This is a genomic window from Blastococcus sp. SYSU DS0619 (genome assembly GCF_054051035.1).
In genome coordinates this window covers 323,171-336,645 of the sequence record NZ_JBJHAM010000001.1, presented here as the reverse complement: position 1 = coordinate 336,645, position 13,475 = coordinate 323,171, and the positions used below count along the sequence as shown (strand labels likewise).

Below are 13,475 nucleotides of genomic sequence, written 5' to 3'. Positions count from 1 at the left end.
CGAACCACGGGGAACGGAACGGACGACGATGCAGCACGGCACCACCCGCACCTCCTCGCGGCCGGGCCGCCGTCCCGGGTGGTGGGGCACGGTACGTCGGACGTGGGCGCGACACCCCCGGTTCGGGCTGGCCCTGCGGGCGGCCGTCGCCGCGACGATCGCCTGGTGGCTGGCCCACCTGGTCCCCGGCCCGCTCTCCGAGTACCCGTACTACGCCCCGCTCGGCGCGGTCATCGCCACCACCGCATCCACCCTGGCCGGCTCGGTGCGCGCGTCGGTGCAGACGGTCGCCGCCATCGCGCTGGGCGCCGGGGTCGCGCTGGCGGGTGACGCGCTCGTCGACCAGGAGCTGCTCACCCTCGCCGTGGTCATCGCCGTGGGCGTGGTGCTGTCCGGGTGGCAGCGGCTGGGCAGCGCGGGCAGCTGGCTGCCCACGTCCGCGTTGTTCGTGCTGCTCTTCGGCAACGAGAACACGACGGCGTACGTCCTCGGCTACCTCGGGCTCAGCTTCATGGGGGCGCTCGTGGGCGTCGCCGTGGCGGCGGCCTTCCCGCCCCTCCCCCTGGCCCCTGCACAGCAGACCCTCGCGACCCTGCGCGAGGCCCTCGCCGGTCAGCTGGACGACCTGGTGGACGGGTTGCGGCAGGAACACCCGCCGACGCAGGACGAATGGCGCGGGCGGATCCACACGCTCGACCCGCTGCTGGCCCAGATGCGCGACGCCGTCCAGCAGACCGACGAGGCCCGGCGGGGCAACCGCCGGGCAGCCCGGTACCGGCGAGCGGTGGACCGGCAGTACCGGCAGGCGCGGGCGCTGGAGCGCCTGACCCTGCTCGTCGAGGACCTCACCCAGCTGGTCGCCGAGACCGAGGTCGCCGACCGGGAGCACGTCCCGCTGGGACCGCGGCTGCGGCCCCCGGCGTCCCGGGCGCTGGCCGCCCTCGCGGACGTGCTCCGCTCGGTCGACGGCGCGACCGCCGACCCGCAGACCACCCGCGCGGCCGACGCGACGCTGGCCGAGTTCACCACCGCGCTGCGCCGCGCCAGGAGCACCACCGACGACGACCTGTTCGAGGCCGGGAACATCCTCGAGAACCTCCGCCGGTCGCTGGACTCCGTCCGGCCGGCGGAGCCGGAGGAGCAGGACGAGCTCGAGCAGAGCGGCGCGGGCGAGGTTTGACCCTCGACCAGGTCGAGGCCCGACGGTGACGGGCGTGGAGGGACACATGCGGGGGATCGGCCAGCTGGCCCGGGAGTCGGGCCTGACGGTGAGCGCCCTGCGGTTCTACGACGGCGCCGGGGTCCTCGCACCGGCCCGCGTGGACCCGTGGAGCAACTACCGCTGGTACAGCGACGAGCAGGTCGTCGTCGCCCGGCTCGTGGCGCGGCTGCGACGGGTGGGCATGCCGCTCGCCGAGATCAGCCGGGTCGTCGAGCACCGGGACGACCCCGCCGTCGTCGACGCCGTCCTCCAGGCGCACCTGACGCGCCTGGAGGACGGCCTGGCCGACGCCCGCCGTGAGCTCTCCGCAGCCCGATCCCTACTCGCTCCGGAGAGCCCTGTGACCAGCATCAGCACCACCACCGCCGCCCTGCTCGACGCCGCCCGCGCGGTCCGCTTCGCCGTCGGCACCGACGCCGCACTGCCCATGCTCACCGGCGTGCTGCTCGACGTCGCCGACGACGCCGTCCGCCTGGTGGCCAGCGACCGCTACCGCCTGGCGGTCCGCAGCCTGGCCGCCGACGTCGACGGCCCGCCGGTCAGCGCCATCCTGCCGATCGCCCTGGTCGACGAGCTGCTCGGGACGACGGCGACCGGCCCGGCGACCGTGCGGGTGGAGGGGGACGACGTCGCGGTGGAGGTGCCGGGCCGGACCCTGCGCGGGCGCCGCGTGGACGCCGACTTCCCCGACTACCGGCGTCTCCTGCGCGGTCCGGGCAGCGCCCAGGTGGAGATCGACGTCGCCCGCTTCCGCGACGAGCTGGCGACCGCACCGACCCGGACGGTGCGGCGCCCCGAGGACGGCGTCGAGCAGACCGCCACGGTGCTCACGGTCGGGACGGTGGAGGTCGGGGTGAACCGCGAGTTCCTGCTGGCGGCGCTCGACGCGGAGGACGCCGGTCAGCTCGTGCTCGAGCTGGACGGGCCGATCGCCCCGCTGATCCTCCGCGGCGCCGGGCGGGACGGCGACGTCAGCATGCTCATGCCGATCCAGCTGGACTGACACCGCCACGGGTGCGGTCCAGGACCAGCCGGACGGTCTCCTCGGGCTCGTCCCACAGGGGGAAGTGGCCGGAGTGCGCGAACCAGTGCAGCTCGGCGTCCGGGAACGCCTCGACCGCCCGGGCGGCCTGGCGGGCGAGGGTCACCCGGTCGCGGCGGCCCCAGCCGATGGTCAGGCGCCCGGGCAGCGTGCCGGCCGGCGCGCCCTCCTGCCTCGGGCCGCGGGCCAGGTCGTCGAGCACCACGCCGAAGGACGGCGAGTCGACGTAACCCTCGAGCTCGGTGCGGACGACGTCGGCGTCCAGGGCCCAGGGGTGGGCGGAGAATTGCGCCAGCAGGGCGGTCCGGCCGGCCGGGTTGCCCAGCAGCGCGGGCAGCACCGGTCGGATCCGGCGGAGCAGCGCGACCGACGCCGCGATGCTGGCGCGGAAGACCGCCGCCTCTCGATCGGTCCAGAATCCGCCCGGGTCGAGGGCGACGTTGTCCGCACCGATCCCCCGGCGGCTGAGTTCCAGCACCATCCGGGCGCCGAGCGAGCTGCCGACCAGCGGCGCCTCGGCCAGCCCCTCGGCGCGCAGCCAGTCCTGCAGCGCGTCGGTGAGCGCGGCCAGCGACGGGTCGGGGAGCGGTGGGGTGTCGCCCGAGAAGCCCGGGAGGTCGACGGCGACGACGGTGCGGTGCGCGCTCAGCCCCGCGAGCACCGGCTGCCAGGTGCGCCAGGAGCCACCCAGCCCGTGCACGAGGACGAGCGGGGGTCCGGATCCGGTGCGGTGCGCGGCGAGCTGCATCGCACGGCCCTACCCGGGCTTGGCGGCTGTGCACTCGTCGGGGCTACGGCGGGCGCCGGAGACCCCGACGAGCGCACAGTCGTCGGGGCTACGGTCGTCGATCAGCGCGGGATGGCTCAGGTCAGCGGGCTGCGGGGCAGCAGGCGGTCGCTGATGATCCGCTTCTGGATCTCGCTGGTGCCCTCGAAGATCGTCGTCAGGCGGGCGTCGCGCCAGTGCCGCTCGACCTGCCGCTCGGTGGTGTAGCCGTTGCCGCCGTGCAGCTGCATGGCCTGGTTGGTCACCCGGATGGACATCTCGGTGGCCTCGAGCTTCACCATCGAGGCCTCCTTGGCGACCGGCAGCCCGAGGTCCAGCAGGTGCGCGACCTGTCGGTAGAAGGCCCGCGACTGCTCGATCTGCGACGCCATCTCCGCGATGTTGAACCGCAGCGCCTGGAAGTCGGCGATCGGGTGGCCGAACTGCTCGCGCTCCTGCAGGTAGCGGATCGAGTCCTCCAGCGCGGCGCGGGCCAGGCCGACGGCCCGGGCGGCGGTGTGCACGCGGGCGGTGTTGAGGAACTTCTGCGCCTCGGCGAACCCGGCCTGCTTGGCGGCGTCGCCCTCCTCGGCGCTGTCCTCCTGGGCGGCCTTGGCCTGGTCGATGACGTTCTCGCGGGGGATGCGGACGCCGTCGAAGGTGAGGTCCCAGGTGAGGAAGCCGTGGTAGCCGATCTTGTCGATCGGGTGGCCGGACAGCCCCTCGGGGAACTCGCCGCGCTCCTTCTCCAGCAGCAGGTTGATCAGGCCGGCCGAGCGGGACTCCCCCGGCTCCGGGTCGCGCTCGCGCACCAGGACCTGGATGAAGTCGGCGGCCTTCGCGTTGCCGCACCAGCGCTTGTGCCCGGTGACGACCCACTCGTCGCCGTCGAGCACCGCGCGGGTGGTGACGCCGGCGAGGTCGGAGCCGGCGTCGGGCTCGGACAGCGCGATCGCGCCGATCCAGTCGCCGCGGGCGCTGCGGCTCATCAGGTCGTGCCGGCGATCGGCGTCGAGCACCGCCGTCCCCAGGCCCTGGGACCGGGCCAGGATGCTGGCCGTCGACATCCAGGCGCGGGCCAGCTCCTCGCTGACCATGCAGTACTCGAAGACCCCGAGGCCCAGACCGCCCTGCTCGGCGGGCACGGTGATGCCGAAGTACCCCAGCTCGGCCAGCCGGGCCAGCAGCGACGCCGGGATCTCGCCCTTCTGCGGGTCGAGTTCGTCGGCGACCGGGAGCACCTCGTCCATCGCGAAGCGCCGGGCCTGCTCCTGCAGCGCCTCCCGCTCCGGGGTGTGCCACGGCGGCAGCAGCGCCGGGGGCTGCGGCTCCCAGATCTCGGAGGCGGACTCGCTGGCGGGGCTGGCGCTCGACGTCATCGTCGATCGGCCTCCTCGGTCGGGCGGATGGTGGGCCTTTACCTTGGCGGCTGGTTTCCCCCCGCGCGGCACGCTCACCCGCGGAGGTGACCAGCGTCACCGACGACCGATGCGCTGTCAAAGACTTCACATAACTCACAGATGTCTGTTAGAAATACCCCCGTGGCGGTGCCCGAGCGACTGGACGTGACGCTGCGGCTGGTCCGCAACGCCGGGACGGCGACGCTGGGCGACCTGGCCGCGCGCCTCGGCGTCAGCGAGATGACCGTCCGCCGCGACCTCGACGAGCTGCAGCGCCGCGGCCTCGTCACCCGCATCCGCGGCGGCGCCACGGCGGTCGACGCCCCCGAGAACGGCTTCGCCGCCCGCGCCGGCTGGCAGGCCGGGCTCAAGGAGCGCATCGGCCGGGCGGCTGCGGAGCACGTCCCGCCCGGCTCGACCGTGCTGCTCGACGCCGGGACGACGACGGTGCACGTGGCCCGGGCGCTGCTGGACCGGGCGCCGCTCACCGTGGCCGCGCTGAGCCTGCCGGTCGCCGCGGTGCTGGCCGACCAGCCCGGGATCCGGCTGCTCGTGGTCGGTGGCGAGGTGCGCGCCGGCGAGGGCAGCCTCGCGGGCCCCGTCACCGCCGCGGTCCTCGCCACCCTCTCCTTCGACGTCTTCGTCATGTCGATCGGCGGGATCACCGCCGCCGGGTGGTCGGAGTTCACCCTCGAGGACGCCGCGGTCAAGCAGGCCGGGCTGCGCCAGGCCGGGCGCACGCTCGTCGTGGCGGACGCCGGCAAGCTCGGCGTGCGCGCGTTCGCCCGCGTCGCGGACCTGTCGGCTGCCGGCCGCCTGGTGACCGACGCCAGCGCCCGCGATCCCCGCCTCACCCCGGCGGCGCAGGAGACCCTCGCCGCTCTCGACGACGCGGACGTGGAGGTCACCACCGCATGAGCCTGATGATCCTGGTCGCCGGCCCCTACCGGAGCGGCACCGGCGACGACCCCGACCGGATCGCGGCGAACCACCGCCGCATCCAGGAGGCCGCCCTGGAGCTGTTCCGGGCCGGCCACCTCGCGGTGAACGGCGAGGACCTGGCGCTGCCCCTCGCCACGCTGGCCGGCTCGACGCGGGTCGGTGACGCCGCCTTCGACGAGGTGTTCCACCCGGTCGGCCGACGGCTGGTCGCCTGCGTGGACGCCGTCCTCCGGCTGCCCGGGGAATCGGCCGGCTCCGACGAGATGGTCGATCTCGCCCGCGCCCGGGGCATCCCGGTCTACACCGACATCGCCGACGTCCCGGCCGCGGCGTGACCGGCGTCCCGGGGATCGATGTCCCCGACTTCCGCGGCCGCACCGGCCTGGACCAGGCCGGGCGGGACCTGACCGGCAACCCCGACGTCGTCGTCCGGGACGTGGAGCTGCTCGCCGGCGGCTGGCACGTGCTGCGGCGGACGACGCTGGACCGGCGCCGCAGCGACGGCGAGTGGGTGACCGAGCAGCGCGAGACCTACGACCGGGGCAACGGCGCCACGCTGCTCCCCTACGACCCGGAGCGGCGCACCGTGCTGCTCACCCGGCAGTTCCGCTACCCCGTCTACGTCAACGGGCACCCCGACGGTCTGCTGCTGGAGGCCGCCGCCGGGCTGCTGGACGACGACGCCCCGGAGGTGGCCATCCGCCGGGAGGCCGAGGAGGAGCTCGGCGTCACCCTCGGCGAGGTGCAGCACGTGTACGACGTCTTCATGAGCCCCGGCTCGGTGACCGAGCGGCTGCACTTCTTCGCCGCGCCCTACCGCCCCGCCGACCGCACGTCCGCCGGCGGCGGGCTCGAGGAGGAAGGCGAGGACATCGAAGTGGTCGAGCTGCCCTTCGACGAGGCGCTCGCCATGGTCGACGACGGCCGGATCGCCGACGCCAAGACCGTGATGCTCCTCCACTGGGCCGCGCTGCGGGGACCGTTCAGGAGCTGAGTCGGTCTCTCGCCAGGGCGATGTAGTGCTCGACCAGCGAGGCGTCGTCGACGGTGCCGGTGTTGACCGCCTTCGCCGGGTCCACGCCCTGGAACAGCCGCTTGAGCGGCACCTCGAGCCGCTTTCCGGTGCGGGTGTGCGGCACCCCGGGGACGGCGATCACCTCGTCGGGCACGTGCCGCGGGCTGGCCTGGGTCCCGATCGCCGACCGCAGCCGGTCGACCAGGTCGTCGGTGAGCTCCTCCCCCGGCGCGAGCTGCACGAACAGCGGCATCCAGTAGCCGCCCTCGGGCAGCTCCACACCGAGGACGACGCAGTCGACGACCTCCGGGAAGCCCTCCACGGCGGCGTAGATGTCGGCGGTGCCCATGCGCACGCCGCCGCGGTTGAGCGTGGAGTCCGACCGGCCGGTGATGATGCAGGTGCCCCGGTCGGTGATCTCCAGCCAGTCACCGTGCCGCCAGACGCCGGGCCACGGCTCGAAGTAGGCGGCACGGTAGCGGGCGCCGTCGGGGTCGTTCCAGAAGTACAGCGGCATGGACGGCATCGGCTCGGTGACCACCAGCTCGCCGAGCTCGCCGACCACCGGCCGGCCCTCCTCGTCCCAGGAGGCGAGGGCGACGCCCAGGTTCGGCCGCTGCAGCTCCCCGACCGTCACCGGCCGCAGCGGGCTGGACCCGATGAACCCGGTGGCGACGTCGGTCCCGCCGGACGCCGACGTCAGCTGCAGGTCGGTGCCGACGGCGTCGTAGACCCATGTGAAGGACGCAGCGGGCAGCGGGGACCCGGTGCAGCTCAGCACCCGCACCGACGAGAGGTCGTGGTCGGAACCGGGGCGGACGCCGGCCTTCTGGCAGGCGGCGAGGTAGCCGGGGCTGGTGCCCAGGTGGGTGACGCCGACCCGCTCGGCGAGGGCGAACTGCGCATCGACCGTCGGGTACGCCGGGGCGCCGTCGTGCAGGACCGCCGTCGCACCCGAGAGCAGCGACGACACCACGACGTTCCACATCATCCAGGCGGTGGAGGTGTACCAGTAGAAGCGGTCGCCGGGGTGCAGGTCGCTGTGCAGGGTGCCGGACTTGCGCTGCTCCAGCACCACCCCGCCGTGCCCGTGCACGATGCCCTTGGGCAGCCCGGTGGTGCCCGAGGAGTAGACGATCCACAGCGGGGCGTCGAACGGCGTCGGCTCGATCTCCGGGTCCTGCGCGTCGGCGACGGCGTCGGCCCAGTTCAGGGCGCCGTCGGGCACCTCGCCGGGGAACAGCCGGGGGACGGCGATCGTCGTGCGCACGGTGGGCAGCGCCTCGCGCAGCTGCGCCACGACGTCGCGCCGGTCGTGCGCGCGGCCGTTGAACCGGTAGCCGTCGACGGCCACGAGCACGGTGGGCTCGATCTGGGCGAAGCGGTCGAGCACCGCGCGGGTGCCGAAGTCCGGGGCGCAGGAGGACCACACCGCCCCGACCGCGGCCGCGCCGAGGAAGGCGACGACGGTCTCGGGCACGTTGGGCAGGTACCCGACCACCCGGTCGCCGGGGCGCACGCCGAGACGGCGCAGGGTCGCGGCGAACGCGCCCACCTGCCCGCGCAGGTCCGCCCAGGAGATCTCCTCCGGCTCGGCGTCCTCGGTGACGGCGATCAGCGCGGGCCGGTCGTCGGCGGCCTGCCGGAACACCTGCTCGGCGTAGTTGACGCATCCGCCCGGGAACCAGACGGCGCCGGGCATCTCGCGAGAGGGCAGCACCTGCTCGTCCGGGACGCCGGGCAGCACCCCGGTCCACTCCGCGAGGTCGCCCCAGAACTGGTCGAGGTGCTCGACCGACCAGCGCCAGAGCCGGTCGTAGTCGACCGGATCGCCGAAGGAGAGGCCGCGGCGCTCGGCCACCCAGCGGGCGAACGCGGCGATCTGCGTGGCGCGGACGGACTCGGCGGTGGGCTGCCAGAGGATCTCGGGAGCGGGCACGCCCGCACGATGCCATCCTGGGCGCGCGCCGGCCACGGCGCCGCGTCCCCGAATCCAGGAGCGCCCGTGCCGCCCGACCCCACCGACGAGCGCAACGTCCTCGGCGGGCCGCTGGAGCCCTGCGGCACCGACCCGGTGACCGGGTTCTACCGCGACGGGCACTGCGCCAGCGGCCCGGACGACCTGGGCCGGCACACCGTCTGCGCCGTCGTCTCCACCGAGTTCCTCGCCATGCAGCGGGAGCTGGGCAACGACCTGAGCACCCCGCGCCCGGAGTACGGCTTCCCGGGGCTGCGGCCGGGTGACCGCTGGTGCGTCGTCGCCGTCCGCTGGTTGCAGGCCTACCAGGCGGGGGCGGCGTCAGGGGTGGTGCTGGCCGCCACGAACGCCCGCGCGCTCGAGGTCGTCCCGCTGGAGGCGCTGCGGCAGTACGCCGTCGACGTCCCCGACGACATCGGCGACCTGGGCTGATCCCGGGAACTCAGCCCCCGCTGCCGCCACCACCCAGCATCCAGCTGTGCTTGTTCACCGCACCCCGCGCATCCGGCCCGTCCATCCGGTCGCGGTCGAGCCGGCCGTCGGGCAGCTCGTCCGTCCACTCCCTGCGCCGGCGGCTGCGGCCGACGTACAGCGTGGCGCCGACGACCACCAGCACGGCCAGCACGATGAGCACCCACTCCATGGCACCTCCCGGAACGATCGGGCACCACACTAGGCCGCAGCAGTGCTGCAACCGACCGGAATGAACGCCCGGCCGACGGCGCTGGCGCGGGAATGAGCGACCTCCTCGACGTGCCCGTGACCACGCTCCAGGGCACCGCCACCACGCTGCGGGAGCTGACCGGCGGGCGCGCGACCCTCGTCGTCAACGTGGCGAGCCGGTGCGGGCTCACCCCGCAGTTCACCGGCCTCGAGGCGCTGCAGCAGCAGTACGGCGCCCGCGGCTTCACCGTCGTCGGCGTGCCGTGCAACCAGTTCATGGGCCAGGAGCCGGGCACCGCCGAGGAGATCGAGCAGTTCTGCTCGGCCACCTACGGCGTCTCCTTCCCGCTCACCGAGAAGGTCGAGGTGAACGGGCCCGAGGCGCACCCGCTGTTCCGGCAGCTGACCGCGACGCCGGACCTGGACGGCGAGGCCGGCGACGTGCAGTGGAACTTCGAGAAGTGGGTCGTCGACGGGACCGGCCAGGTGGTCGCCCGGTTCCGGCCGCGCACCGCGCCCGATGCCCCAGAGCTCCGCGCCGCGATCGAGTCGGTCCTCCCCGCCTGAGCCGCCGCCGGCAGAAGGCGGGGTCGGCCGGGAGCGCCTAGGTTCGGGCCATGGCCGATCTGCGCTTCTGGTTCGACCCGGTCTGCCCGTTTGCCTGGATGACCAGCAAGTGGGTCCGCCAGGTGAGCGCCCAGCGGGAGTACGCCGTCGAGTGGCGGTTCATCTCGCTGCGGCTGCTCAACGCGCACGTCGACTACGACGCGCACTTCCCGCCCGAGTACGAGGCCGGGCACACCGCCGGGCTGCGGCTGCTGCGCCTGGCCGCCCGCGCCCGCGAGGGGCACGGCCCCGAGGTGGTCGGCCCGCTGTACGAGGCGCTGGGCGGCCAGATCTTCGAGACGCCGAACGAGCCCGGTGACGAGGTGCGCCGCGGCACCCGCGAGTTCGTGACGCCGATCCTCGCCGGCGTGGGGCTGCCCGCCGACCTCGCCGCCGCCCTCGACGACGACTCCTGGGACGCCCGGCTGCGCGAGGAGACCGACGAGGCGCTGGCGCTGACCGGCAAGGACGTCGGCACGCCGATCCTGCACTTCCGGCCGCCCGAGGGCGTGGCCTTCTTCGGCCCGGTCATCAGCCGGCTGCCGAGCGACGACGAGGCCGTCGCGCTGTGGGACCACGTCGTGGGTCTCGCCTCGTTCCCGGGCTTCGCCGAGCTCAAGCGCAGCCTGCGGGAGCGGCCGCAGCTGCCGGCGTTCGGGGTGCGGCCGGGCGAGTCCGGCACGCAGGAGGACTGGCACGGCGGGAGCCGTCGGCAGAAGAAGTGACCTCGCCGGAGCGGCCCGCTCGGCGTGCGGCAGCTAAGGTAAGCCTTATCTGATCTTCGCCGTCCGTCCCGGGAGCTGCTCGTGGCCACCACGGTCGACGTCCCGGCGCGGGACGCGGCACGACCGCCGGCGTCGCCGATGCGCGCCCGGCGGCTGGGCACGCTGGCCCTGCTGCTGGTCCTCGTCGTCGCCGCGGCGGTGGCGAGCATCGCCGTCGGCACCCGCTCGATCGGCGTCGGCGACGTCTGGCGTGCGCTGGTCGACTCCTCCCTCGGCACCGAGGAGGCGGTGATCGTGCGCCAGCTGCGGCTGCCGCGCACGGCGCTGGGGCTGATGGTGGGCGCCGCCCTCGGGCTGGCCGGCGCGCTCATGCAGGGGCACACCCGCAACCCCCTCGGCGACCCCGGACTGCTGGGCGTCACCGCCGGCGCCAGCCTCGCCGTCGTCCTGGCCATCTCCGCCCTCGGCATCACCAGCCCGAGCGGCTACGTCTGGTTCGCCTTCCTCGGGGCGCTGACGGGCACCGTGCTGGTGTACGCGATCGGCTCCGCCGGGCGGGGCGGGGCCACGCCGGTCACGCTCGCGCTGGCCGGCGCGGCGCTCTCCGCCCTGCTCTACGCCCTGGTGCGCGCCATCCTGGTCAGCGACCAGCAGACCCTGGACAGCTTCCGGTTCTGGGTGGTCGGCTCGCTGGCCGGGCGCGACGCAGACATCGCCTGGCAGGTCGCCCCCTTCCTCGCGATCGGGGTGGTGTTCGCCCTGCTCAACGCGCCGGCGCTGAACCTGCTGGGCCTCGGCGAGGACGTCGCCCGCGGCCTCGGCCAGCGCATCTGGCTGGCCAGGGCGGTCGGGCTGACCGCCGTCACGCTGCTCTGCGGAGCCGCCACCGCGGCCTGCGGGCCGATCGCGTTCGTCGGGCTCGTCGTGCCGCACGCCGTCCGGGCGCTGACCGGCCCCGACCACCGCTGGCTGCTGCCCTGCTCCGCCCTGGCCGGGGCCGTGCTGCTGCTGGTCGCCGACGTGATCGGCCGGGTCGTGGCCCGCCCCGGCGAGCTGCAGGTGGGCATCGTGCTCGCGTTGATCGGCGCACCCTTCTTCATCGCGCTCGTGCGCGGGCGCCGGACGGTGGGGCTGTGAGCGTCGCGGCCCCCGCACGCCCCGCCGGCACGGCCGGTCCCCGGCGCGCTCCCGTCCGCCGGGGGAGGGCGCTGCGCGTCGGCCCGCTGTCCGCGCTGCTGCGCTGGCGGCAGCTGGCCGTGCCGGTCGCCGGCTTCGCCGCGCTGGTGCTCGTCGCCGCGCTGAGCATGGGTCGCGGCGACTTCCCCATCGGGGTGGGCGACGTGCTGCGCACGCTGGTCGGTCTGGGTGAGGGGCCGCAGGAGTTCATCGTGCTGCAGCTGCGGGCCCCGCGGGTCCTGGTCGGGGCCCTGGTCGGACTGGCCCTGGGCGTGTCCGGTGCGCTGTTCCAGACCTTCGCCCGCAACCCGCTGGCCTCACCGGACACGCTGGGCATCACCACCGGCGCCTCGGTGGGCGCGGTGTCCGCGATCGTGCTCAGCGGCAGCACCCCCGCCGGGACGCTCCTGGGCGGCCTCGGCATCCCGCTCGCCGCGCTGCTCGGCGCGCTCGCCACCGGCGCGCTGCTCTTCGGCCTCACCTGGCGGGCCGGCGTCGACGGGTACCGGCTCGTGCTCGTCGGCATCGCCCTGTGGTCGGTGGGCACCGCGCTCGTCGACTGGCTGCTCACCAACGCCGAGATCTACGACGCGGCCTCGGCCTACGTGTGGATCACCGGGTCGCTCAACGCCCGCACCTGGGACGACGCCCTCCCCCTGGCCGTCGCCGTCGTCGTGCTGCTCCCGCTGGCGCTGGCCGCCGGCCGGGTGCTCACCGTCCTCCAGTTCGGCGACGACACCGCCCGCGGGCTCGGGGTGCGGCTGGCCGGGGCGCAGACCGCCGTCGTCCTGCTGGCCGTGGGCCTGGTGGCGTTCGCCGTGTCGGCCGCCGGGCCGATCACCTTCGTCGCCCTGGTCGTGCCGCAGATCGCCGTGCGGCTGGCCGGCGGCGCCCGGCCGCCGCTGCTGGCGTCGGGCATCTTCGGCGCGCTGCTCGTCGTGGGGGCCGACCTGGTCACCCGCACCCTGCTGCCGCAGGCCCTGCCGGTCGGCATCCTGACCGCCGCCATCGGCGCCCCCTACCTGCTCTGGCTCCTGGTCCGTGGAAGGCGGCGATCCACCGTATGACCGAGCTCCTGCACCGCCCCCACCCCGACGCGACCAGCGAGGAACGCGTCCGGCTGGCCGCCGAGCACGTCCGGCTGGCCTACGACGACCAGGTGGTCGTCGACGACCTGGACCTCCAGCTGACGGAGGGCTCGTTCACCGCGATCGTCGGCCCCAACGGCTGCGGCAAGTCCACGCTGTTGAAGGCGCTCGGCCGGCTGCTGCGCCCGACGTCGGGCCAGGTCCTCCTGGACGGGCGGGCCATCGCCCGCACCCCGACCCGCGAGGTCGCGAAGGTGCTGGGCCTGCTGCCGCAGACGCCGGTCGCGCCCGAGGGGCTGACCGTCGGCGACCTGGTCGCCCGCGGCCGGCACCCGCACCAGAACTGGCTGCGCCAGTGGTCCCGGGACGACGAGGCGGTCGTCACCGAGGCGCTGTCCTGGACCAGCATGAGCGAGCTGGCCGACCGCCCGGTGGACGCGCTCTCCGGCGGCCAGCGGCAGCGGGCCTGGATCTCCATGGCCCTGGCCCAGGGCACCGACCTGCTGCTGCTGGACGAGCCGACGACCTACCTGGACCTCTCCCACCAGATCGACGTGCTGGACCTGGTGGGCCGGCTGCACGCCGAGCGCGGGCGCACCGTCGTCGTGGTGCTGCACGACCTGAACCTCGCCGCCCGCTACGCGCAGCGACTGGTGGCCATGAAGGACGGTGCGCTGGTCGCCTCCGGCGCCCCGGCCGAGGTGCTCACCGAGCAGCTGCTGGCCGACGTCTTCGAGCTGGAGGCGCGGGTGATCACCGACCCGGTGGCGGGCTCCCCGATGGTCGTCCCGGTGCGCCGGCTGCGCTGACGGGCACCCGTCCTCGTCCTCGGGTTAGGGCAGGCTAACCTTG

The 13,475-nt window shown here is 74.8% G+C and carries 15 protein-coding genes; 11 read left to right on the top strand and 4 right to left on the bottom strand.

The window, feature by feature from the left end; genetic code table 11:
* Nucleotides 1-28 precede the first annotated feature (28 nt).
* The gene (locus ACI79T_RS01635; protein WP_456608302.1) at nt 29-1,180 is read left to right on the top strand and encodes a hypothetical protein; all 1,152 of its coding nucleotides are present in this window, start codon (nt 29-31) and stop codon (nt 1,178-1,180) included.
* A 34-nt stretch (nt 1,181-1,214) separates the two neighbouring features.
* On the top strand, nt 1,215-2,225 hold the full coding sequence (locus ACI79T_RS01630; RefSeq protein WP_456608301.1) for a DNA polymerase III subunit beta family protein: 1,011 nt from the start codon (nt 1,215-1,217) through the stop codon (nt 2,223-2,225).
* On the opposite strand, the gene ACI79T_RS01625 is transcribed toward ACI79T_RS01630, so the two are convergent.
* Both ACI79T_RS01625 and ACI79T_RS01620 read right to left on the bottom strand, forming a co-directional pair.
* Complete coding sequence (locus tag ACI79T_RS01625) at nt 2,203-3,012, bottom strand: alpha/beta fold hydrolase (protein ID WP_456608300.1); 810 nt, start codon at nt 3,010-3,012, stop codon at nt 2,203-2,205. The genes ACI79T_RS01630 and ACI79T_RS01625 overlap by 23 nt on opposite strands.
* Nucleotides 3,013-3,128: 116 nt before the next feature.
* Nucleotides 3,129-4,409 (bottom strand): acyl-CoA dehydrogenase family protein, encoded by a 1,281-nt coding sequence (locus ACI79T_RS01620; protein ID WP_456608299.1) that lies wholly within the window; start codon nt 4,407-4,409, stop codon nt 3,129-3,131.
* A 168-nt stretch (nt 4,410-4,577) separates the two neighbouring features.
* On the opposite strand from ACI79T_RS01620, the gene ACI79T_RS01615 reads away from it, so the two are divergent.
* From ACI79T_RS01615 to ACI79T_RS01605, 3 genes are read left to right on the top strand one after another with little or no spacing between them, the layout of a single operon-like run.
* On the top strand, nt 4,578-5,348 hold the full coding sequence (locus ACI79T_RS01615; protein ID WP_456608298.1) for a DeoR/GlpR family DNA-binding transcription regulator: 771 nt from the start codon (nt 4,578-4,580) through the stop codon (nt 5,346-5,348).
* Nucleotides 5,345-5,707 carry a DUF4406 domain-containing protein gene (locus tag ACI79T_RS01610; protein ID WP_456608297.1) on the top strand — a complete coding sequence of 121 codons (363 nt, stop codon included), beginning with the start codon at nt 5,345-5,347 and terminating at the stop codon, nt 5,705-5,707. Before ACI79T_RS01615 ends, ACI79T_RS01610 begins: the two co-directional genes overlap by 4 nt.
* Nucleotides 5,704-6,366, top strand: coding sequence for an NUDIX domain-containing protein (locus ACI79T_RS01605; RefSeq protein WP_456608296.1), 663 nt, complete (start codon nt 5,704-5,706; stop codon nt 6,364-6,366). Before ACI79T_RS01610 ends, ACI79T_RS01605 begins: the two co-directional genes overlap by 4 nt.
* On the opposite strand, the gene ACI79T_RS01600 is transcribed toward ACI79T_RS01605, so the two are convergent.
* Nucleotides 6,356-8,326, bottom strand: coding sequence for an acetoacetate--CoA ligase (locus ACI79T_RS01600; RefSeq protein ID WP_456608295.1), 1,971 nt, complete (start codon nt 8,324-8,326; stop codon nt 6,356-6,358). The genes ACI79T_RS01605 and ACI79T_RS01600 overlap by 11 nt on opposite strands.
* A 66-nt stretch (nt 8,327-8,392) precedes the next feature.
* Here ACI79T_RS01600 and ACI79T_RS01595 point away from each other — a divergent pair, with 66 nt between their 5' ends.
* Nucleotides 8,393-8,797: a DUF2237 family protein gene (locus tag ACI79T_RS01595; protein ID WP_456608294.1), complete on the top strand. Its 405-nt coding sequence runs from the start codon at nt 8,393-8,395 to the stop codon at nt 8,795-8,797.
* Between the two features lie 10 nt (nt 8,798-8,807).
* Here ACI79T_RS01595 and ACI79T_RS01590 read toward each other — a convergent pair whose 3' ends face one another.
* Nucleotides 8,808-9,008 carry a hypothetical protein gene (locus tag ACI79T_RS01590; RefSeq protein ID WP_456608293.1) on the bottom strand — a complete coding sequence of 67 codons (201 nt, stop codon included), beginning with the start codon at nt 9,006-9,008 and terminating at the stop codon, nt 8,808-8,810.
* A gap of 92 nt (nt 9,009-9,100) precedes the next feature.
* Between ACI79T_RS01590 and ACI79T_RS01585 the strand changes: the two genes are divergently transcribed.
* The 5 genes from ACI79T_RS01585 to ACI79T_RS01565 all read left to right on the top strand — a co-directional run bounded on the left by ACI79T_RS01585 (nt 9,101) and on the right by ACI79T_RS01565 (nt 13,432).
* Entirely contained in the window at nt 9,101-9,595 is a 495-nt protein-coding gene (locus tag ACI79T_RS01585) for a glutathione peroxidase (RefSeq protein ID WP_456608292.1), read from the top strand.
* A 50-nt stretch (nt 9,596-9,645) separates the two neighbouring features.
* A complete protein-coding gene (locus tag ACI79T_RS01580) occupies nt 9,646-10,359 on the top strand; it encodes a mycothiol-dependent nitroreductase Rv2466c family protein (RefSeq protein ID WP_456608291.1) in 714 nt (237 codons plus the stop codon).
* A gap of 81 nt (nt 10,360-10,440) precedes the next feature.
* On the top strand, nt 10,441-11,496 hold the full coding sequence (locus ACI79T_RS01575; RefSeq protein ID WP_456608290.1) for a FecCD family ABC transporter permease: 1,056 nt from the start codon (nt 10,441-10,443) through the stop codon (nt 11,494-11,496).
* Complete coding sequence (locus ACI79T_RS01570) at nt 11,493-12,602, top strand: FecCD family ABC transporter permease (protein WP_456608289.1); 1,110 nt, start codon at nt 11,493-11,495, stop codon at nt 12,600-12,602. Before ACI79T_RS01575 ends, ACI79T_RS01570 begins: the two co-directional genes overlap by 4 nt.
* Entirely contained in the window at nt 12,599-13,432 is an 834-nt protein-coding gene (locus tag ACI79T_RS01565; protein ID WP_456608288.1) for an ABC transporter ATP-binding protein, read from the top strand. Before ACI79T_RS01570 ends, ACI79T_RS01565 begins: the two co-directional genes overlap by 4 nt.
* Nucleotides 13,433-13,475 lie beyond the last annotated feature (43 nt).

Coding starts and splice junctions, on each gene's coding strand:
- ACI79T_RS01620 (WP_456608299.1), bottom strand. CDS start 4,409: ATGACGTCGAGCGCCAGCCCCGCCAGCGAGTCCGCCTCCGAGATCTGG.
- ACI79T_RS01635 (WP_456608302.1), top strand. CDS start 29: ATGCAGCACGGCACCACCCGCACCTCCTCGCGGCCGGGCCGCCGTCCC.
- ACI79T_RS01565 (WP_456608288.1), top strand. CDS start 12,599: ATGACCGAGCTCCTGCACCGCCCCCACCCCGACGCGACCAGCGAGGAA.
- ACI79T_RS01580 (WP_456608291.1), top strand. CDS start 9,646: ATGGCCGATCTGCGCTTCTGGTTCGACCCGGTCTGCCCGTTTGCCTGG.
- ACI79T_RS01590 (WP_456608293.1), bottom strand. CDS start 9,008: ATGGAGTGGGTGCTCATCGTGCTGGCCGTGCTGGTGGTCGTCGGCGCC.
- ACI79T_RS01585 (WP_456608292.1), top strand. CDS start 9,101: ATGAGCGACCTCCTCGACGTGCCCGTGACCACGCTCCAGGGCACCGCC.
- ACI79T_RS01610 (WP_456608297.1), top strand. CDS start 5,345: ATGAGCCTGATGATCCTGGTCGCCGGCCCCTACCGGAGCGGCACCGGC.
- ACI79T_RS01625 (WP_456608300.1), bottom strand. CDS start 3,012: ATGCAGCTCGCCGCGCACCGCACCGGATCCGGACCCCCGCTCGTCCTC.